The 18,622-nt window shown below is 64.0% G+C and carries 18 protein-coding genes and 1 tRNA gene; 3 read left to right on the top strand and 16 right to left on the bottom strand.

Going from position 1 to position 18,622, the window contains the following annotated elements; genetic code table 11:
* Positions 1-5: 5 nt before the first annotated feature.
* The 16 genes from P6U31_RS17365 to P6U31_RS17290 all read right to left on the bottom strand — a co-directional run bounded on the left by P6U31_RS17365 (position 6) and on the right by P6U31_RS17290 (position 17,206).
* Positions 6-1,514: an NADH-quinone oxidoreductase subunit M gene (locus tag P6U31_RS17365; RefSeq protein WP_407189571.1), complete on the bottom strand. Its 1,509-nt coding sequence runs from the start codon at positions 1,512-1,514 to the stop codon at positions 6-8.
* Entirely contained in the window at positions 1,515-3,614 is a 2,100-nt protein-coding gene (gene nuoL, locus P6U31_RS17360) for an NADH-quinone oxidoreductase subunit L (protein ID WP_407189570.1), read from the bottom strand.
* 8 nt (positions 3,615-3,622) lie between these two features.
* Positions 3,623-3,931, bottom strand: coding sequence for an NADH-quinone oxidoreductase subunit NuoK (gene nuoK / locus P6U31_RS17355; RefSeq protein WP_008547737.1), 309 nt, complete (start codon positions 3,929-3,931; stop codon positions 3,623-3,625).
* Positions 3,928-4,566, bottom strand: a complete 639-nt coding sequence (locus tag P6U31_RS17350) for an NADH-quinone oxidoreductase subunit J (protein ID WP_407189569.1) — start codon at positions 4,564-4,566, stop codon at positions 3,928-3,930. The genes nuoK and P6U31_RS17350 overlap by 4 nt, the downstream gene beginning before the upstream one ends.
* Positions 4,567-4,682: 116 nt before the next feature.
* Positions 4,683-5,177, bottom strand: coding sequence for an NADH-quinone oxidoreductase subunit NuoI (gene nuoI, locus P6U31_RS17345; RefSeq protein ID WP_210268102.1), 495 nt, complete (start codon positions 5,175-5,177; stop codon positions 4,683-4,685).
* A gap of 8 nt (positions 5,178-5,185) precedes the next feature.
* Entirely contained in the window at positions 5,186-6,253 is a 1,068-nt protein-coding gene (gene nuoH / locus P6U31_RS17340; RefSeq protein ID WP_128926007.1) for an NADH-quinone oxidoreductase subunit NuoH, read from the bottom strand.
* Between the two features lie 10 nt (positions 6,254-6,263).
* The gene (gene nuoG, locus P6U31_RS17335; protein ID WP_407189568.1) at positions 6,264-8,339 is read right to left on the bottom strand and encodes an NADH-quinone oxidoreductase subunit NuoG; all 2,076 of its coding nucleotides are present in this window, start codon (positions 8,337-8,339) and stop codon (positions 6,264-6,266) included.
* 5 nt (positions 8,340-8,344) lie between these two features.
* Positions 8,345-9,670: an NADH-quinone oxidoreductase subunit NuoF gene (nuoF, locus tag P6U31_RS17330; RefSeq protein ID WP_407189567.1), complete on the bottom strand. Its 1,326-nt coding sequence runs from the start codon at positions 9,668-9,670 to the stop codon at positions 8,345-8,347.
* Between the two features lie 15 nt (positions 9,671-9,685).
* Entirely contained in the window at positions 9,686-9,892 is a 207-nt protein-coding gene (locus tag P6U31_RS17325) for a hypothetical protein (RefSeq protein WP_407189566.1), read from the bottom strand.
* Positions 9,892-10,503 carry an NADH-quinone oxidoreductase subunit NuoE gene (gene nuoE / locus P6U31_RS17320; RefSeq protein WP_061877839.1) on the bottom strand — a complete coding sequence of 204 codons (612 nt, stop codon included), beginning with the start codon at positions 10,501-10,503 and terminating at the stop codon, positions 9,892-9,894. Before nuoE ends, P6U31_RS17325 begins: the two co-directional genes overlap by 1 nt.
* Positions 10,504-10,513: 10 nt before the next feature.
* Entirely contained in the window at positions 10,514-11,506 is a 993-nt protein-coding gene (locus tag P6U31_RS17315) for an FkbM family methyltransferase (RefSeq protein WP_407189565.1), read from the bottom strand.
* Positions 11,506-12,702, bottom strand: a complete 1,197-nt coding sequence (locus tag P6U31_RS17310; RefSeq protein WP_407189564.1) for an NADH-quinone oxidoreductase subunit D — start codon at positions 12,700-12,702, stop codon at positions 11,506-11,508. The genes P6U31_RS17315 and P6U31_RS17310 overlap by 1 nt, the downstream gene beginning before the upstream one ends.
* Before the next feature lie 2 nt (positions 12,703-12,704).
* Entirely contained in the window at positions 12,705-13,316 is a 612-nt protein-coding gene (locus P6U31_RS17305; protein WP_407189563.1) for an NADH-quinone oxidoreductase subunit C, read from the bottom strand.
* 11 nt (positions 13,317-13,327) lie between these two features.
* Positions 13,328-13,915: an NADH-quinone oxidoreductase subunit B family protein gene (locus P6U31_RS17300; RefSeq protein WP_164937776.1), complete on the bottom strand. Its 588-nt coding sequence runs from the start codon at positions 13,913-13,915 to the stop codon at positions 13,328-13,330.
* The gene (locus tag P6U31_RS17295) at positions 13,906-14,271 is read right to left on the bottom strand and encodes an NADH-quinone oxidoreductase subunit A (protein ID WP_008136158.1); all 366 of its coding nucleotides are present in this window, start codon (positions 14,269-14,271) and stop codon (positions 13,906-13,908) included. Before P6U31_RS17295 ends, P6U31_RS17300 begins: the two co-directional genes overlap by 10 nt.
* Before the next feature lie 679 nt (positions 14,272-14,950).
* Positions 14,951-17,206, bottom strand: a complete 2,256-nt coding sequence (locus P6U31_RS17290; protein WP_407189866.1) for a TonB-dependent siderophore receptor — start codon at positions 17,204-17,206, stop codon at positions 14,951-14,953.
* A 362-nt stretch (positions 17,207-17,568) separates the two neighbouring features.
* Between P6U31_RS17290 and P6U31_RS17285 the strand changes: the two genes are divergently transcribed.
* The 3 genes from P6U31_RS17285 to P6U31_RS17275 all read left to right on the top strand — a co-directional run bounded on the left by P6U31_RS17285 (position 17,569) and on the right by P6U31_RS17275 (position 18,531).
* Entirely contained in the window at positions 17,569-17,772 is a 204-nt protein-coding gene (locus tag P6U31_RS17285; RefSeq protein WP_407189562.1) for a hypothetical protein, read from the top strand.
* Positions 17,773-17,932: 160 nt separating this feature from the next.
* Positions 17,933-18,009, top strand: a tRNA-Asp gene (locus P6U31_RS17280).
* Between the two features lie 201 nt (positions 18,010-18,210).
* Positions 18,211-18,531: an HU family DNA-binding protein gene (locus P6U31_RS17275; protein ID WP_128926016.1), complete on the top strand. Its 321-nt coding sequence runs from the start codon at positions 18,211-18,213 to the stop codon at positions 18,529-18,531.
* The last annotated feature ends 91 nt before the right edge of the window (positions 18,532-18,622 follow it).

The raw sequence follows: 18,622 nt of genomic DNA, 5'->3' as shown, positions 1-18,622 counted from the left end.
CCCGATCACTGGAGCAGTGCGGCGGCTTTCACGGCCGTCACAGCGGTGTTGTAGTTGTTGACGAGTTGCTGGACCGAGGCGGCCGACATGTCGAGCACCGGCTTCGGCCAGACGCCGAACAGGATCGTCAGCGCGATCATCGGAAACAGAATCACGCACTCCCGCAAGGTGAGGTCCTTCATGCTCGCCAGCGACGGCTTGACCAGCGCACCGAACACGACCTTGCGATAGAGCCACAGCGCATAGGCCGCCGACAGGATCACGCCGAAGCTGGCGAAGAACGCCGTCGGGATCGAGACCTTGAAGGTGCCGAGCAGCGTCATGAATTCGCCGACGAAGCCGCTGGTGCCGGGCAGACCGACATTGGCCATGGTGAAGACCATGAAGGTCATCGCATAGAGCGGCATCCGGTTGACGAGGCCGCCATAGGCCGCGATCTCGCGGGTGTGCAGGCGGTCGTAGACGACGCCGACGCAGAGGAACAGCGCCCCGGACACGATGCCGTGCGAGATCATCTGGAACACGCCGCCGGCGACGCCCTGCATGGTTCCGGCGAAGATGCCCATGGTGACGAAGCCCATATGCGCCACTGACGAGTACGCGATCAGCTTCTTCATGTCCTCCTGCATCAACGCCACCAGCGAGGTGTAGATGATGGCGATGGCCGAGAGCGTGAAGATCAGCGGCGCGAAGTCGTGCGAGGCCAGCGGGAACATCGGCAGCGAGAAGCGCAGAAACCCGTAGCCGCCCATCTTCAGCAGGATCGCGGCCAGAACCACCGAGCCCGCGGTCGGCGCCTCGACGTGGGCGTCGGGCAGCCAGGTGTGCACCGGCCACATCGGCATCTTCACCGCAAAGGAGGCGAAGAAGGCCAGCCATGCCCAGGTCTGCAAGGACCGCGGCACGGCGGTGTGCATCAGGGTCGGGATGTCAGTGGTGCCGCCGTTCCAGTACAGCGCCATGATGGCGAGCAGCATCAGCACCGAGCCGAGCAGCGTGTAGAGGAAGAACTTGAAAGACGCATAGACCCGGCGCGGCCCGCCCCAGACGCCGATGATCAGGAACATCGGGATCAGGCCGCCTTCGAAGAACAGGTAGAACAGCACGAGATCGAGCGCCGAGAAGGTGCCGATCATCAGCGTTTCCAGGATCAGGAACGCCATCATGTATTCGCGGACGCGGTTCGAAATCGCCTTCCAGCTGGCGATGATGCAGAACGGCATCACGGCAGTGGTCAGGATCACCAGCGGCAGCGAGATGCCGTCGACCCCCATGTGATAGGTGATGCCGGTCGCGAGCCAGGCCGCCTTCTCGACGAACTGGAAGTCGGGATTGCTGGGGTCGAAGCGCATGACCAGGATCACGGACACCGCGAAAGTGATCAGCGTGGTCCACAGCGCGATCCAGCGCGAGTTGCGCTTGGCCGCCTCGTCATCGCCGCGGCTCAAGTAAACGATCAGCGCACCGACCAGCGGCAGGAACGTCGTGACCGAAAGGATGGGCCAGGTTGTCATTTACTGGCCTCCAAAGCCGAACATGAACCAGGTGATCAGGCCGGCGGCACCGATCAGCATGGCGAATGCATAGTGATAGAGATAGCCGGTCTGGATCTTCACGACGTTGCGGGTGACGTCCAGCACGCGGGCCGAGACGCCGTCGGGACCGAAGCCGTCGATGATGAAGCCGTCACCCTTCTTCCAGAGCTGGTAACCGATCCACTTCGCCGGACGGACGAAGATGATGTCGTAGAGCTCGTCGAAGTACCATTTGTTGAGCAGGAACTGGTACAGCATCGGCTGCGTCTTCGCGAGCTCGACCGGCAGGTAGGGCCGGCGGATGTAGAACAGGTACGAGACGAGGAAGCCCAGCACCATCATCACCGTCGGCAGGAAAGCGATGGTCTCGGGGATGTGGTGCATCTCCTCGATGATGTGCGGGTTCATCTTCACGGACTCGCGGAAGAACTCCTCGACGCCGTGGCCGGCGAACAGCTCCTTGAACGGCAAGCCGGCGACGAACGAGCCGACCGCAAGCACGCCGATCGGGATCAGGATCCAGAGCGGAGCCTCATGCGCGGCCTCGTAGTGATGCTCGTCATGCGGCTCGCCGTGGAAGGTCTTGAAGATCAGGCGCCAGGAGTAGAACGAGGTCAGGCCGGCGGCGACGATCGTCATCAGGAAGCCGTACACCGCGAACGGATTGTGCGAGGCATAGGCGGACTCGATGATCGCGTCCTTGGAGAAATAGCCGGCCGTGAGCGGGAAGCCGGTCAAAGCCAGCGTGCCGACCACCATCACCGCGTAGGTGTAGGGGATCTTGCGCCAGAGGCCGCCCATGTTGCGGATGTCCTGCTCGTGGTGCATCGCGTAGATCACCGAGCCGGAGCCTAGGAACAGCAGCGCCTTGAAGAAGGCGTGCGTGAACAGGTGGAACATGCCGACGGAATAGGCCCCTGCTCCCATCGCCACGAACATGTAGCCGAGCTGCGAACAGGTCGAGTAGGCGACGATTCGCTTGATGTCGTTCTGGACGAGGCCAATCGTGGCCGCGAAGAACGCGGTGGTGGCGCCGAAGAACATCACGACGGCCTGGGCGGTCGGAGCGAGCTCGAACAGCGGCGACAGGCGCGCCACCATGAACACGCCCGCGGTGACCATGGTCGCGGCGTGGATCAGTGCCGACACGGGAGTCGGGCCTTCCATCGCGTCCGGCAACCAGGTGTGCAGCAGGAACTGCGCCGACTTGCCCATCGCGCCCATGAACAGCAACAGGCAGGTCAGGGTCAGTGCGTCGGCGTGCCAGCCCAGGAAGTTGATGGTCTTGCCGGTCAGCCCAGGTGCGGCATGGAAGATGGTCTCGAAATCGGTCGAGCCGACCAGCATGAAGACCGCGAAAATGCCGAGCGCGAAGCCGAAGTCGCCGACGCGGTTGACCACGAATGCCTTGATCGCGGCGGCGTTCGCCGAGGGCTTCTGGTACCAGAAGCCGATCAGCAAATAGCTGGCGAGACCCACGCCTTCCCAGCCGAAGAACAGCTGCACCAGGTTGTCCGCCGTCACCAGCATCAGCATGGCGAAGGTGAACAGCGAGAGATAGCCGAAGAAGCGCGGACGGTTCGGGTCCTCGTCCATGTAGCCGATTGAATAGAGGTGCACGAGCGAGGAGACGGTCGTCACCACCACCAGCATCACGGCCGTCAGCGTGTCGACCCGCAGCGTCCACCAGACCTGAAGGTCGCCGGAGAAGATCCAGGGCAGCAGCTGGATCCTCATGTCATGGTGCATGAAGCCGACATCGACCAGCGTCATCCAGGACAGCGCGGCCGAGACGAACAGCAGCCCGGTGGTGATCAGCTCGGCAGCGCGCGAGCCCGCCGCGGGCGGCTCGGCCGGACCGTGACCGTCGTGCCCGTCGCCGGGCTCGTGATGGGTCTCGTGGATGACGGACGCGTCCTCGTTGATCGTGTCGGACGCATGCGCATGGACGCCGTGGCCGTGGTCGCCGTGATGCTCGACCTCGTCGCCCGAGGGGTTGCGGGCATGCGCGCCGAACAGCGCGATCAGGCCAGCCAGAATGGCGCCCAGGAGCGGCAGGAAAACGATTGCCTGAACCATTTGAGAGCTCAGCCCTTCATCAGATTGACGTCCTCAACCGCGATCGAGCCGCGGTTGCGGAAATAGACCACCAGGATGGCGAGACCGATCGCGGCTTCGGCCGCCGCGACGGTGAGCACCAGCAGCGCGAAGACCTGGCCGACGATATCGCCGAGGAAGGTCGAGAATGCCACGAGGTTGATGTTGACCGAGAGCAGGATCAGCTCGATCGACATCAGGATGACGATGATGTTCTTGCGGTTCAGGAAGATGCCGAGGATCCCGAGCGTGAACAGGATCGCGCCGACCGCCAGATAATGTCCGAGCCCGATCGTCATTTCACCCACTCCGCCGCATCGGCATCCGAAAGGCCCTGCCCCGGGGCCACCTTGCGCATCGCCATCGCCATGTCGGGCGTGCGTGCGTTCTGAACATTGATGTCCTGCCGCTTCACGCTGGCCTTGTGGCGCAGCGTCAGCACGATGGCGCCGATCATGGCGACCAGCAGCACCATGCCCGAGAGCTGGAAGTAGTGGATGTACTTCGTATAGAGCACGAGCCCGAGCGCCTCGGTGTTGGAGACGTTGGCCGGGATCGCCGCCGTGATCGTCTTGGACACGCCGGGATTGATGACCCAGAAGCCGACGGTGAGCAGCAGCTCGAACAGGAAGATGCCGCCGATCACGAGGCCGACCGGCAGGTACTCGATGAAGCCCTCGCGCAGCTCGAGGAAGTCGACATCGAGCATCATGATCACGAACAGGAACAGCACCGCGACCGCGCCGACATAGACGACGATCAGCATCATGCCGAGGAACTCGGCGCCCATCAGCACGAACAGGCCGGAGGCGTTGACGAAGGCCAGGATCAGGTACAGCACGGAGTGCACGGGATTGCGCGAGACAATCACCATCACGGCCGAGGCAACGCAGACGCTGGCGAAGAGGTAGAAGAACAGCGCGGGAAGGATCATCGAGAAACTCCCGTCATTCCGGGGCGCGCGAAGCGTGAACCCGGAATCTCGAGATTCCGGGTCTGGTCCTTCGGACCATCCCGGAATGACTTAGAAATCTGGATCATGCCCTCACCTCACCGGTACGGCGCGTCGAGCTCGATCGCTTTCGCGATCTCGCGTTCCCAGCGGTCGCCATTGGCGAGCAGCTTGGCCTTGTCATAATAGAGCTCCTCGCGGGTCTCGGTCGCGAACTCGAAGTTCGGGCCCTCGACGATGGCGTCGACCGGACAGGCCTCCTGGCAGAGGCCGCAATAGATGCATTTCACCATGTCGATGTCGTAGCGGACCGTCCGGCGCGTTCCGTCGTTGCGGCGCGGGCCGGCCTCGATCGTAATGGCCTGCGCCGGACAGATCGCCTCGCACAGCTTGCAGGCGATGCAGCGCTCTTCGCCGTTCGGATAGCGGCGCAGCGCGTGCTCGCCGCGGAAGCGCGGCGAGATCGGGCCCTTCTCGAACGGATAGTTCAGCGTCGGCTTCGGCTGGAAGAAATAGCGCATGGCGAGGAAGAACGCCGAGACGAATTCCGACAGCAGAAGCGAGCGTGCAGTGGCGTTGACGTTGATACCCATGACGGCCCTCACTTCGGCGCGATGCCGGCGAAGTGCAGCACGCCCGCCACCACGATCACCATCGCCAGCGACAGCGGCAGGAACACCTTCCAGCCGAGGCGCATCAGTTGGTCGTAGCGGTAGCGCGGCACGATCGCCTTTGCCATCGCGAACAGGAAGAACATGAAGAACAGCTTCAGCGAGAACCAGATGATCCCCGGCACCCAGTTGAAGGGCGGCAGGTCCACCGGCGGCAGCCAGCCCCCGAGGAACAGGATCGTGGCCATCGCGCACATCGTGACGATCGCGACGTACTCGCCGAGCATGAACAGCAGGTACGGCGTCGAGCCGTACTCGACCATGAAGCCGGCGACGAGCTCGGATTCCGCTTCGACGAGGTCGAAGGGCGGACGGTTGGTCTCCGCCAGCGCCGAGACGTAGAACACCACGAACATCGGGAACAGCGGCCAGACGTACCAGTTCAGGATGGTCAGCTGCGGCAGCCCGATCAGGCTGGCAAGGCCGCGGGCATGCTGGGCCTCGACCACGGCCGAGAGGTTCAGCGTGCCGGCGCAGAGCAGCACCGTGATGATGACGAAGCCGATCGAGACTTCATAAGACACCATCTGCGCCGCCGAGCGCAGCGCCGCCAGGAACGGGTATTTCGAGTTCGACGACCAGCCGGCCATGATGATGCCGTAGATCGACAGCGACGAGATCGCGAAGATGAAGAGGATGCCGACATTGATGTCGGAGATCACCCAGCCGAGATTGGTCGGGATCACCGCCCAGGCGGCGAGCGCGAGCACGCACGACACCAGCGGTGCCAGCAGGAACACGCCCTTGTTGGCGCCGGCCGGGATGATCGGCTCCTTGAGCACGAACTTGAGCAGGTCGGCGAAGGATTGCAGCAGGCCCCAGGGGCCGACCACGTTGGGGCCGCGCCGGATCTGCACCGCCGCCCAGATCTTGCGGTCGGCGAGCAGGATGTAGGCGATCGCGACCAGCAGGACCACGAGCACCAAGACGCTCTCGGCGACCATGATGATCAGCGGCCAGAGAAAACCGGTCCAGAATGCGCTTTCGAAGAATTCCATCAGATCACGCTCACTCCGCTGCGGTCAGCATGTGCCCGGAGGCCAGGCGCGAGCATTCCGCCATCACGGCGGAGGCACGCGCGATTGGGTTGGTCAAATAGAAGTCCTCGACCAGCGGCTTGAACGGCGCCTTCTCCGGCGAGCCGCCCTTCCCCGCCAGCTTCTTGATCTGGTCGGCCGAGCCGGCCTCGATCTGATCGAGACGGATCAGATGCGGCACGGCCTTGAAGATCGTCTGGCGCAGAGCGCTAAGCGAGTCGTAGCCGAGCTTCTTGCCAAGTGCCTCGGACAGTGCGCGGACGATCGCCCAATCCTCGCGGGCTTCGCCCGGCGGGAACGCGGCGCGGCCCGTCATCTGCACGCGGCCTTCGGTGTTGACATAGATCGCGGACTTCTCGGTGTAGGCGGCCGCCGGCAGGATCACGTCGGCGCGGTGCGCGCCGCGGTCGCCATGGGTGCCGATATAGACGACGAAGGTGCCGTCCGGCGCGTTGATCTCGTCGGCTCCGAGCAGGAACAGGAGGTCGAGCGTGCCGAAGGTCGTCATCTGCGCGGCGTTCAAGCCGCCGCCGGTTGCGGCAAAGCCGATATCGAGCGCGCCGACGCGCGAGGCGGTCTCATGCAGCACGCCAAAGCCGTTCCAGCCGTCCTTGACCGCACCGACATCGATCGCGAGCTTGGCGCAGGCGGCGAGAATGGCAGCGCCGTCGTGACGAGCGGCCGGGCCGGCGCCAACCATAATGATCGGGTTCTTGGCGTTCTTCAGCACGTCCATGAAGGAGTGCTTGCCGGCCGAAAGCTCGCCGAGCGTCTCGGTGCCCGCGCCGAGGTGATCGTAGTCGTAGGTCAGGTCGGCCTTGGCACCGATCACGCCGACCTTGAAGCCGCCGGCGCGCCAGCGCTTGCGGATGCGGGCGTTGAACACGGCCGCCTCTTTCCGCGGATTGGCGCCGATGATGAGCAGCGCGTCGGCCTGCTCGACGCCGGCGAGCGTCGGGTTGAAGATGTAGGAGCCACGGCCGAGCGCGGGATCGAAGGCGTCGCCGCCCTGCACCGCCAGATTGGACGAGCCGTACTTGGCCAAGAGGTCCTTCAGCGCAAACATCTCCTCGACGCCGGCGAGGTCGCCGGCGATCGCGCCGATGCGCTTGCCGTCGGTGCGCGCCGCCTTCGAGGCGATCGCCGCAAAGGCCTCCTGCCAGCTCGCCGCGCGCAGCTTGCCGGCCTCGCGGATGTAGGGCCGGTCGAGGCGCTGGGTGCGCAGGCCGTCGACCACGTGCCGGGTCTTGTCCGAGATCCACTCCTCGTTCACGGCCTCGTTGATGCGCGGCAGGATCCGCATCACCTCACGGCCGCGAGTGTCGACGCGGATTGCTGAGCCAAGACCGTCCATGACGTCGATCGACTGGGTCTTGCCGAGCTCCCACGGCCGCGCCGCGAACGCATAGGGCTTCGAGGTCAGCGCACCGACCGGGCAGATGTCGACGAGGTTGCCTTGCAACTCCGAGGTCAGCGCGTGCTCGAGATAAGTGGTGATCTCCATGTCCTCGCCGCGGCCGGTGGCCCCCATCTCGGGCGCGCCGGCCACTTCCGCCGAGAAGCGGACGCAGCGCGTGCACTGGATGCAGCGGTTCATCGAGGTCTTGACCAGCGCGCCGAGATACTTGTCCTCGACCGCGCGCTTGTTCTCGGCAAAGCGGCTGGTGTCGACACCATAGCCCATCGCCTGGTCCTGCAGGTCGCACTCGCCGCCCTGGTCGCAGATCGGGCAGTCCAGCGGATGGTTGATCAGAAGGAATTCCATCACGCCTTCGCGCGCCTTCTTCACCATCGGCGAACGGGTGGAGATCTCCGGCGGCTCGCCCTTGGGGCCCGGACGGCAGTCGCGCACGCCCCAGGCGCAGCTCGCGACCGGCTTCGGGCCGCCCTTCACCTCGACGAGGCACATCCGGCAATTGCCGGCGATCGACAGCCGCTCGTGATAGCAGAAGCGCGGAATCTCGGCGCCGGCCGCCTCGCACGCCTGAAGCAGCGTGTACTCGGCGGGCACATCGATCTCTTTGCCGTCGATGATGAGCTTGGTCATGTCTCTTACTCCGCCGCGACCATGTTCACGGGATCGCGGACGCCGATATCGTCGACATCGGCCCTGTGCGAATATTGATCGATGCGCGCTTCGATCTCGTGACGGAAGTGCGTGATCAGGCCCTGGATCGGCCAGGCCGCCGCGTCGCCGAGCGCGCAGATGGTGTGACCTTCGACCTGCTTGGTGACTTCCAGCAGCATGTCGATTTCGCGCTTGTGGGCACGGCCTTCGGCCATGCGGGTGAGCACGCGCCACATCCAGCCCGTGCCCTCGCGGCACGGCGTGCACTGGCCGCAGCTCTCGTGCTTGTAGAAGTACGAAATGCGGGCGATGGCGCGGATCAGGTCGGTCGACTTGTCCATCACGATCACGGCCGCGGTGCCGAGGCCCGAGCGCAGCTTGCTCAAGCTATCGAAATCCATCGGCGTGTCGATGATCTGCTCGGCCGGCACCATGCGCACCGACGAGCCGCCGGGGATCACGGCCTTGAGGTTGTCCCAGCCGCCGCGAATGCCGCCGCAATGCTTGTCGATCAGCTCACGGAACGGGATGCCCATGGCCTCTTCGACGTTGCAAGGCCGCTCGACATGGCCGGAGATGCAGAAGAGCTTGGTGCCGACATTGTTCGGACGGCCGATACCGGCGAACCAGGCTGCGCCGCGGCGCAGAATGTCGGGCGCGACGGCGATCGACTCGACGTTGTTGACGGTGGTCGGGCAGCCGAACAGGCCGACATTGGCCGGGAACGGCGGCTTCAAACGCGGCTGGCCCTTCTTGCCTTCGAGACTCTCGAGCAGCGCAGTCTCCTCGCCGCAGATATACGCGCCGGCGCCGTGTGCGACGTAGAGGTCGAACGGCCAGCCGTTGATATTGTCCTTGCCGATCAGCTTGGCCTCATAGGCCTGGTCGATCGCGGCTTGGAGGCGTTCGCGCTCGCGGATGAACTCGCCGCGGACATAGATGTAGCAGGCATGCGCATTCATCGCGAAGCTGGCGATCAAGCAGCCCTCGACCAGGAGATGCGGATCGTGCCGCATGATCTCGCGGTCCTTGCAGGTGCCGGGCTCGGACTCGTCGGCGTTGACGACCAGATAGCTCGGCCGGCCATCGGTCGATTCCTTCGGCATGAAGGACCATTTGAGGCCGGTCGGGAAGCCGGCGCCGCCGCGGCCGCGCAGGCCCGACGCCTTCATCTCGTTGATGATCCAGTCGCGGCCCTTGTCGATGATATTCTTGGTGCCATCCCAGGCGCCACGGCGCCGCGCACCCTCGAGCCCCCAGTCATGGAGGCCGTAAAGGTTCTTGAAGATGCGGTCCTTGTCCTCGAGCATATCAGTGCTTTCCGATCAACGATTGGACTGCTTGTAGGCAAGTCCGGCGGCGCAGACGGCGAAGGTCAGCGCCCAGAGCAGGCTGGATTCCAGCGACGCGTTCAGGCTGAAGCGCTGCAGCAGGAAGATGAAGGTGGCCGCGACAGCGGCGTGCATCGCGATGAAGCCCCACTTCTTCATGGCACCGCTCCCCTGCCCTGCAACCGACGAAAGATCACGCATCAGGTGGTCTCCTTCAGCGTGGTCGGCCCGGTGATCGGCGCCGAGAACTGGCGGCCGTTCTGCGGACCGGGCTTGGGCGGATTGCCCGAGGCGAAGCCGTCGAGCACCTTGCCGAAGCTTTCCTTGGTCAGGTCCTCATAGGTGTCCTTGCCGATCAGCACCATCGGCGCGTTCACGCACGCGCCCAGGCACTCCACCTCTTCCCAGCTGAAATTGCCGTCCTTGGACAGATGGAAGGGCTCGTGATGGATGCGATGCTCGCAGACGTGGATCAGATCCTCGGCGCCGCGCAGCCGGCACGGCGTGGTGCCGCAGACCTGGACGTGAGCCTTCTTGCCGACCGGCGCCAGCTGGAACATGGTGTAGAAGGTCGCGACCTCCAGCACGCGGATATAGGGCATGTCGAGCATGTCGGCGATGACGCGGATCGCGGCTTCCGACACCCAGCCCTCGTTCTGCTCCTGCGCGCGCCAGAGGATGGCGATGACGGCGGAAGCCTGCCGGCCGGCCGGATATTTCGCGATCTGCTGCCTGGCGAATGCGAGGTTCTCCTCCGTGAACGCAAAGCTCGCGGGCTGGACTTCCTTCGGTGCTAATCGGCGAACGGACATCTGTTATCTCTCACTGCATGCGGCGCGCGGACTTCGCACTCAAGGTCTTGGCATTCAAGTTCTTGGCGTTCATGGCTTCGATCCTGTCCTGCCAGAATGCGCTTGCGGTGCCGAAAACGTTGTAGCCGACATGGGTCGAGACCTTGATGCGGTCGAGGATCGACAGCTCGGTCACGGTCTCCATCCGGTTGCTGCGCGGATCGAACACGATCAGCTTCAGCGGGGTCTGCTCGAGGATGTAGCGCGACACGGCATGAGAGCGGTCGCTGCCGTGCTCCTCGCACATGATGACGCTGTCGGCCTGGAGCAGTCGTGCCCCGCCCTTGATCGCCTCGATCTCGACGCCCTCGACGTCGAGCTTGACCAGGTACTTGCCGGTGGCCGCGACCTTGCCGTCCTCGATCAGATTGTCGAGCGAGATGACCGGCACGTCCTCACCGCCCGCCGAAGGATCGCCCGCGATGCTGAAGGCTTCGTGCTTGGTGCCGGACAGCCGCGCGGTGCCCCGGGTGGCGCCGATCGCGCATTTCATGGTCTCGAAGCGGTTGCCGTTGACGCGCGCATTGTTGGCGAGCTTCGGATAGTTCTGCCCCGACGGCTCGATCGCGATCGCCTTGTGTGCGCCGAACGGCTTGCTCGAGACCAGCACCGACCAATAGCCGTAATTGGCGCCGCAATCGAGCAGCGTGTAGTCGACATCGATGGAGTCGGCGAACAGAAGCTCGAGCTCGTCCTCGTAATTGTACGAGCGGTTGAGCAGCTTGCTCCAATAGCCGTCGCCATAGGGAAATTCGAACACGGCGTCTGGATTGAGCCTGATCGCGATGTTGCGCTCGGGCAGCGTCTTCCGCAGCAAATTCGCGCAGGCGATGTAGCCCATATGCGAGAAGTGCGAGGAGATCTTGGACCCCGTCACCAGCGCCAAGGCAGCCGTCCGCTCCCACAGGTTGGCCCCTTGAAGGACCCCCGAGGCGCGGTCAAACTGGATTGGCGCCTGCGCCATCACCGATCGACCTCTCCGAACACGATGTCGAGCGAGCCGAGGATCGCCGAGACGTCGGCGAGCAGATGGCCACGGCAGATGTGGTCCATGGCCTGCAGATGGGCAAAGCCCGGCGCGCGGATCTTGCACTTGTAGGGCTTGTTGGTGCCGTCGGCGACGAGATAGACGCCGAATTCGCCCTTGGGTGCCTCCACCGCGGCATAGATTTCGCCGGCCGGCACGTGCACGCCTTCGGTGTAGAGCTTGAAGTGGTGGATCAAGGCTTCCATCGAGCGCTTCATCTCGCCACGGCGCGGCGGCGCCACCTTGTTGTCGGCGACGACGACGGGGCCCTTGCCCTCAGGCGCGTTCAGCTTCTGGATGCACTGCTTCATGATGCGCACGGCCTGGCGCATCTCTTCCATGCGGATCAGGTAGCGGTCGTAGCAGTCGCCGTTCTTGCCGATCGGGATGTCGAAATCCATCTCGGCGTAGCACTCATAGGGCTGCGACTTGCGCAAATCCCAGGCTGCGCCCGAGCCGCGCACCATCACGCCGGAGAAACCCCACTCCCAGGCTTCCTTCAGCGGCACCACGCCGATATCGACGTTACGCTGCTTGAAGATGCGGTTGGCGGTGAGCAGCCGGTCGAGGTCGTCCACGACCTTCAGGAACGGATCGCACCAAGCCTCGATGTCGTCGATCAGCTTCTGCGGCAGATCCTGGTGCACCCCGCCGATGCGGAAGAAGGCTGCGTGCATGCGGCTGCCCGAGGCGCGCTCGTAGAACACCATCAGCTTCTCGCGCTCTTCGAACCCCCACAGCGGCGGGGTCAGCGCGCCGACGTCCATCGCCTGCGTGGTGACGTTGAGCAGATGCGACAGGATGCGGCCGATCTCGCAATAGAGCACGCGGATCAGCTGGCCGCGGCGCGGCACCTCGATGCCGAGCAGCTTCTCGGCGGCGAGGCAGAAGGCGTGCTCCTGGTTCATCGGCGCGACGTAGTCGAGCCGGTCGAAATACGGGATCGCCTGGAGATAGGTCTTCTGCTCGATCAGCTTCTCGGTGCCGCGATGCAAGAGACCGATGTGCGGGTCGACGCGCGCGACGACTTCGCCGTCTAATTCGAGCACGAGACGCAACACACCGTGGGCCGCAGGATGCTGCGGTCCAAAGTTGATGGTGAAGTTTCGGAGGTTCTCAGGTTGCTCGTTCATGATCAGACCTTCGGCCCCGCTTTTTCATCCCCCGGCAGCGGATAGTCAGCCCCTTCCCACGGCGAGAGGAAATCGAACTTGCGGAATTCCTGGTTGAGCCGGACGGGCTCGTACACCACCCGCTTCTCCTGGTCGTCGTAGCGGACCTCGACGAAGCCGGTGAGCGGGAAATCCTTGCGTAGCGGATGCCCCTCGAACCCGTAGTCGGTCAGGATGCGGCGCATGTCGGGATGGCCGACGAAGAACACGCCGTAGAGATCGTAGGCCTCGCGCTCGAACCAGTCGGCGCCGGGGAACACATCGATCAGCGACGGCACCTGGGTGGTCTCGTCGGCTTGCGCCTTGAGGCGGATGCGCGCGTTCAGCGTCGGCGACAGAAAGTGGTAGATCACGTCGAAGCGCTTCTCGCGCGACGGATAGTCCGCCGCCGTGATGTCGGTGATGTTGACGAAACGGCAGTTCGGGTCGTCGCGGAGGTACTTGACCACCTCGACGATCTTGCTGGCCTCGACATCAACCGTGAGCTGGTTGAAGGCCACCGAATGACCGGTGGCGGCGCCCGGAAGCGCGCTAACGATCGTCTGCCCCAGGGCGTCGAGCTTGGCGTCGTCCATGACGTAAAACCTTAGCGTTCGATGGTGCCGGTGCGCCGGATCTTCTTCTGCAGCAGCAGCACGCCGTAGAGCAGCGCTTCCGCCGTGGGCGGGCAGCCCGGCACGTAGATGTCGATCGGCACGATGCGGTCGCAGCCGCGCACGACCGAGTAGGAATAGTGATAGTAGCCGCCGCCATTGGCGCAGGAGCCCATCGAGATGACGTAGCGCGGCTCCGGCATCTGGTCGTAGACCTTGCGCAGTGCGGGCGCCATCTTGTTGGTCAGGGTTCCCGCGACGATCATCACGTCGGACTGGCGCGGCGAGGCACGCGGGGCAAAGCCGAAGCGCTCGACGTCGTAGCGCGGCATCGACACCTGCATCATCTCGACCGCGCAGCAGGCGAGACCGAACGTCATCCACATCAAGGAGCCTGTGCGCGCCCAGGTGATGAGGTCGTCGGTCGCGGCCACGAAGAAGCCCTTGTCGGACAGCTCGGAGTTGACCTCGAGGAAGAACGGATCATTGGCCCCGACCGGCTTGCCGGTCGACGGGTCCAGAATGCCCTTGGCGGCCGGCGCGATGACCGGACCCGTGGACGATGCAGGGTTCAATCCCATTCCAGAGCTCCCTTCTTCCATTCATAGGCGAACCCGACCGTCAGCACGGCGAGGAACACCACCATGGACCAGAAGCCGGTCGCACCAAGCTTGCCGAACGCCACCGCCCAGGGAAACAGGAACGCCACCTCGAGGTCGAAGATGATGAAGAGGATGGCGACCAGATAGAAGCGGACGTCGAACTTCATGCGCGCATCGTCGAAGGCGTTGAAACCGCACTCATACGCCGACAGCTTTTCCGGATCCGGTTGCTGGAACGCCACGATGAAGGGCGCGATCAGCAGCACGAGGCCGATGAGGCCCGCTACACCTATAAAGACCACGAGTGGAAGATAGTTCTGCAGAATGCCGCTCATTGGCGAGCCCTTTTTCCCGCGGCCTCGGGGCAGCCACGGATTCGTCCGATTTGGAATTATTCTGAGCCTTAGCGCAGTGCACCAATGGGCGCAAGACACGCTCGTTTTAGGCCCTTTGCCGCCCCCAGAACGGTGAAAATCCCGGAATCGCCCCGCGCTGGTATGGAGCAGATCGCCGGGCCCAGCAAGTGCGACCGCCGGTTTGCAGGGCAGCTTTTCGCAGATGGCGACGCCCGGGCCACCGCCGCGTTTGGCCGCGGTTCGTCCAAGAAAAACACCCGGTTTTCCGGCACCGCGGCACCCCAATTCAGGATGCACCCACCGCCGGGGCTCCGACCGTCATGCGGCGAGGTCTTTGCCGGCGGTGTCCGCGAGCGGCGCCGCCCGATCAGTCTTTGATTGTCGCGGCCGCAAGACACGACAAGTTGCAGCAAAGCCACCTATCCACAGACGCAGGTCGTCAGACGAGCCATGCATCGCGGCGGGAGCGGCCTGCCTCCTGCGGGAACGGCATCGCCCTGCGATATATTGCGGTCCGACCGGCCCAGCCGCGAGCGCGGCGACGGCGGCGACCAGGTCATCGCACATGCCGCGCTCGGATGAGCTTCAGGCCGGGGGCATGACCCGCGAGCTCATCGATCTCGTCAAATGCGGCCCCGGTGTCGTCCCTCGCCTTTCCTCACCATTTGTAGGAGACGCTGGCGGTGACGCGCCGGCGATCGCCGTAGAAGCAGGACGTGGCCGAGGCGCAGCTGGCGACATAGATCTTGTCGGTCAGGTTGATCACGTTGAGAGCCGTACGCCAGTTCTGCCATTCGTAGTGGAGCGCGAGATCGCCGAGCAGCACCGAGGGAACCTGGAGCGTGTTGGCCTGGTCGGCCCAGGACGAGCCGATGTAACGCAAGCCCCCGCCGAAGCCGAACCCCGTCAGCGGTCCCTCCTTGAAGGTGTAGTCGGCCCAACCCGAGGCCAGAAGCTGGGGGGTGTTGGTCAGTGTCTTGCCGACGAGGGCCGGATCGAGGTCCTTGCTCGTGAAGAGATGATAGGACGTGAAGGCGCCGATCAGCTTCAGCTCACGCGTGACGTTGGCCACCGCTTCCAGCTCGATGCCCCGCGACGTCACCTCTCCGGTCTGGTTCTGCAGCACCGGAACGATGCCCGCCCCCGTGGTCGTCGTCACGTTCTGGCGAACCAGATCGAAAACCGACACGGTGAAATAGCCGTCGAATCCGACCGGCGCGACCTTCACGCCGATTTCGGTCTGCTTGCCGGTCTCCGGCAGGAGCAGCTGGTTCGACGCGTTGAGGCCGATGATCGGATTGTAGCTCGTCGAGTAGGACACATAGGGCGCAATGCCGTTGTCGAAATTGTAGATCAGTCCGGCGCGACCGCTGAACCTGCTGTCGTCGCGGCTGGCGATGGTCGCCCCGGTATCGCGGGCTTCCTGCGTCGTCTCGACCCAGTCATTGCGGCCGCTCAGCACCAGCGTGAAATTGCCGAGCTTCATCTGGTCCTGCAGATAGGTGCCGGCCTGCTTCTGCGTGATCAGGTAGTTGCGGAACGGCGTGCCCGGCAACGGAACCTCGGCTCCCCCATAGGCCGGATTGAAGACGTTGACGGAGGGCACACCGAAGCCGAAGGCCTGGTAATCGTCGATCTGATAGCCCCGCAGGTCGACACCGAACAGCATCGTGTGCCTGACCGGGCCAGTGTTGAAGCGATACTCGAGCTGATTGTCGAGATTGGCCTGGTTGGCGGTGTTCTTCGCGTACCAGTTATATCGCCCCATCGTGGCGGTGTTGATATTGTCCCAACCGTTGCCGACATAGCCGCGGTAGCTGATGTCGACATGCGCGAAGCGAGCGTTCTGCCGGAAGGTCAAATCGTCGGTGAGGTTGCGCTCGAACTGATAGCCCAGCATCTCCTGCTCGCGCGTGAACTTGTCCACGCTGGGATCGCCGACGAAGAAGCTGATCGGAATCTTGCCGAACGGCGCGTTCGTCACCGTGCCCTGATAGGGCAGGAAGTTGATGCCGCGGGTGTCCTGCTTTGAGGCAGACGCAAGCACCGTGAAGCTCGTGTCGGCATCCGGCTTCCACGTGAACGACGGCGCGATGAAGTAGTTGTTATCCGGCGTGAAGTTGACCTGCGTGCCGCCGTTCTGGACCTGGCCGACCACGCGCGCGAACAGCTTGCCGTTCTCGAGGCTGGTCGCGACCGGGCCACCCATGTCGAAGCTGACATAGGCGTTACCGAAATTGTTGACGCCCGCCTCGACGTAGCGGATCGGCTCGGCCGGCGGCATCTTGCTGATGACGTTGACGATGCCGCTCGGGCTTGATCCCCCGTACAGCACAGCCGACGGACCGCGCAAAACCTCGACCCGCTCCATGTTGGGGGTCTGCAGCTTCCAGCTGGCATAGGACGTGTAGAACAGCTGCATGCCGTCGAGGAACAGGCCGATATCCTCGGACTTGAAGCCGCGGATCAGCCACCAGTCGTTGCGGGTGTCCGTGCCGAAAGTCCCTGCGCGCACGCCGGCGGTGTAGCGCAAGACCTCGTCGAGCTTGTTCGGCTTCTGATCACGGATCTGCTCGGCACCGATGACGGACACCGATTGCGGCGTCTCCATGATCGGCGTGTTGGCTTTGGTGCCGGACGAGCTGCGGCCGGCGACGTAGCCGTTCACCGGACCGCGCGGCGTCTCGACGAAGCCGACATTGCGTTGGGGCTGAGGCTTGCTCCTGCTGGCGGTCTGCACCGACCGCGGCGCTCGGCGCTGAGGCGTCGCCGCCGCGCGGCGACGCGCTTCCGGCGCGGTGACCGTCACCGACGGTAGATTCTGTGCGCCACTCTGCGCCGAAGATTGTGCGAGCGATGCCTGCGGCATCAAAACCCAAGCGGATGCGGTCGCCAACACGGCCGACCGCAGCATTCCAAGATTGTTCAACGCGCCACCCCAAAGCTGCAATGTTCGATACATCATGCCGCCTGTCCCCGGACGGCTTGCGCTTGGCGGTGACGCTTATGGGAGAGCGTGCGAATTCCCTAATTGAAAACTTCTTAGAGGGACTCTTAGAAGCGATCCAACATGTCCGGAGATTGCTGAGGAATCACCGCGAGCTCTGCTCGCTCGCCAGCATGCCGCGGCCTGAAGGCCCTTCCGTCCGCCAGCCTGGCGCAACCAACCGGGCGTAAGGATGAAACCATTTTGCGGAACCCGCGAAACCATCCGGAAACAGATGGTCATTAAGACATGAGCCCGTAGACGGCGGCAAAGCCCGTCGGGAGGCTCAAATGAACCACTCAATTCACTCTGCTGATCGTGCGACCCACCTGAAGATCGTGGTGGTGGCGCTGGTGGCAGGCATCATGGTGGCCGGTTTCGGGATCGCAGCGCGGACCCATTCCGATGACAGCCAGACCGCCCAGTCCACCCACGTGATCAAGGCCGGCAAGCCGGTGGTGGTGACAAGCGCGGGGACGTCGGAGATTCGCTGAGGCGTCCACCTTTGGGCTGATCCATGGCCGCCTCCGGGCGGCCGTTTTCGTTTTCCAGAGCAATGCTTAGCCCGGATGCACCGGCGCCGCGCAACGTCCTTGACTTCACCCAGCCCCGCCTTTAAGTCCCCCCTCGTTCCGCGCGCGTCCAGCGAACCACGCGGGAGTAGCTCAGTTGGTTAGAGCGCCGGCCTGTCACGCCGGAGGTCGCGGGTTCGAGCCCCGTCTCTCGCGCCATTTTGGCAATCCCATCATAGTCTTAGCCCGAACTTCTCGACGCCTATCGCATCGGCGCCAGCTTTTGACGATGTCCGGCGGGAACTCTCGGCGTAGTCAGCCCGCGCCCGAATCGTCTACGCCTTCCGGGACTTAGAGGGATCCCCACGCGTTTCCCGCTTTTCCGGGGCTTCCCTTTCATTGGAATCGAGGAGGCCAGACATGGCGAAGAAGGATTCAGCCAAGAAGGATTCGGCAAAGAAGGCGGCCACTGTCACGCTTAAGCACCTCGCCGCCGATATCGCCGAAAGCCAGGACCTGTCGAAGAAGCGCGCCGAGGCCGTCCTCACCGACATGGTCGACCTGATCGCCAAGCACCTCAGGAAGGGCGACCGCGTCCGCATCGTCGGGCTCGGCATCCTCCAGGTCCGCAAGCGCGCCGCCCGCACCGGCCGCAATCCTACCACGGGCGAGCCGATCCACATCAAGGCCAGCAAGAAGGTCACCTTCCGGCCGGTCAAGGAACTGAAAGAGGCGATCTGAGCCAAGGTTTCGTTAAGCCTGACCGCATTTCTCGTTCCGGCCGCAACGCGGCCCGCTTTCTGCTATACCGCCTCTATCTCCTGACCCGGCG

The organism is Bradyrhizobium centrosematis (assembly GCF_045571495.1).
Lineage (GTDB): Bacteria > Pseudomonadota > Alphaproteobacteria > Rhizobiales > Xanthobacteraceae > Bradyrhizobium > Bradyrhizobium centrosematis.
This window is presented reverse-complemented; position numbering and strand designations above follow the sequence as displayed.

Bases quoted from the DNA above. Each gene is read 5' to 3' on its own strand.
- nuoE (WP_061877839.1), bottom strand. From the start codon at position 10,503: ATGTCCGTTCGCCGATTAGCACCGAAGGAAGTCCAGCCCGCGAGCTTT.
- nuoI (WP_210268102.1), bottom strand. From the start codon at position 5,177: ATGGGTATCAACGTCAACGCCACTGCACGCTCGCTTCTGCTGTCGGAA.
- P6U31_RS17325 (WP_407189566.1), bottom strand. From the start codon at position 9,892: ATGCGTGATCTTTCGTCGGTTGCAGGGCAGGGGAGCGGTGCCATGAAG.
- P6U31_RS17295 (WP_008136158.1), bottom strand. From the start codon at position 14,271: ATGAGCGGCATTCTGCAGAACTATCTTCCACTCGTGGTCTTTATAGGT.
- P6U31_RS17300 (WP_164937776.1), bottom strand. From the start codon at position 13,915: ATGGGATTGAACCCTGCATCGTCCACGGGTCCGGTCATCGCGCCGGCC.
- nuoL (WP_407189570.1), bottom strand. From the start codon at position 3,614: ATGGTTCAGGCAATCGTTTTCCTGCCGCTCCTGGGCGCCATTCTGGCT.
- nuoK (WP_008547737.1), bottom strand. From the start codon at position 3,931: ATGACGATCGGGCTCGGACATTATCTGGCGGTCGGCGCGATCCTGTTC.
- P6U31_RS17285 (WP_407189562.1), top strand. From the start codon at position 17,569: ATGAACCACTCAATTCACTCTGCTGATCGTGCGACCCACCTGAAGATC.
- P6U31_RS17315 (WP_407189565.1), bottom strand. From the start codon at position 11,506: ATGGCGCAGGCGCCAATCCAGTTTGACCGCGCCTCGGGGGTCCTTCAA.
- P6U31_RS17365 (WP_407189571.1), bottom strand. From the start codon at position 1,514: ATGACAACCTGGCCCATCCTTTCGGTCACGACGTTCCTGCCGCTGGTC.
- P6U31_RS17275 (WP_128926016.1), top strand. From the start codon at position 18,211: ATGGCGAAGAAGGATTCAGCCAAGAAGGATTCGGCAAAGAAGGCGGCC.
- P6U31_RS17290 (WP_407189866.1), bottom strand. From the start codon at position 17,206: ATGCTGCGGTCGGCCGTGTTGGCGACCGCATCCGCTTGGGTTTTGATG.
- nuoH (WP_128926007.1), bottom strand. From the start codon at position 6,253: ATGGAATTCTTCGAAAGCGCATTCTGGACCGGTTTTCTCTGGCCGCTG.
- P6U31_RS17305 (WP_407189563.1), bottom strand. From the start codon at position 13,316: ATGGACGACGCCAAGCTCGACGCCCTGGGGCAGACGATCGTTAGCGCG.
- nuoF (WP_407189567.1), bottom strand. From the start codon at position 9,670: ATGCTCGAGGACAAGGACCGCATCTTCAAGAACCTTTACGGCCTCCAT.
- nuoG (WP_407189568.1), bottom strand. From the start codon at position 8,339: ATGACCAAGCTCATCATCGACGGCAAAGAGATCGATGTGCCCGCCGAG.
- P6U31_RS17310 (WP_407189564.1), bottom strand. From the start codon at position 12,702: ATGAACGAGCAACCTGAGAACCTCCGAAACTTCACCATCAACTTTGGA.
- P6U31_RS17350 (WP_407189569.1), bottom strand. From the start codon at position 4,566: ATGATCCTTCCCGCGCTGTTCTTCTACCTCTTCGCCAGCGTCTGCGTT.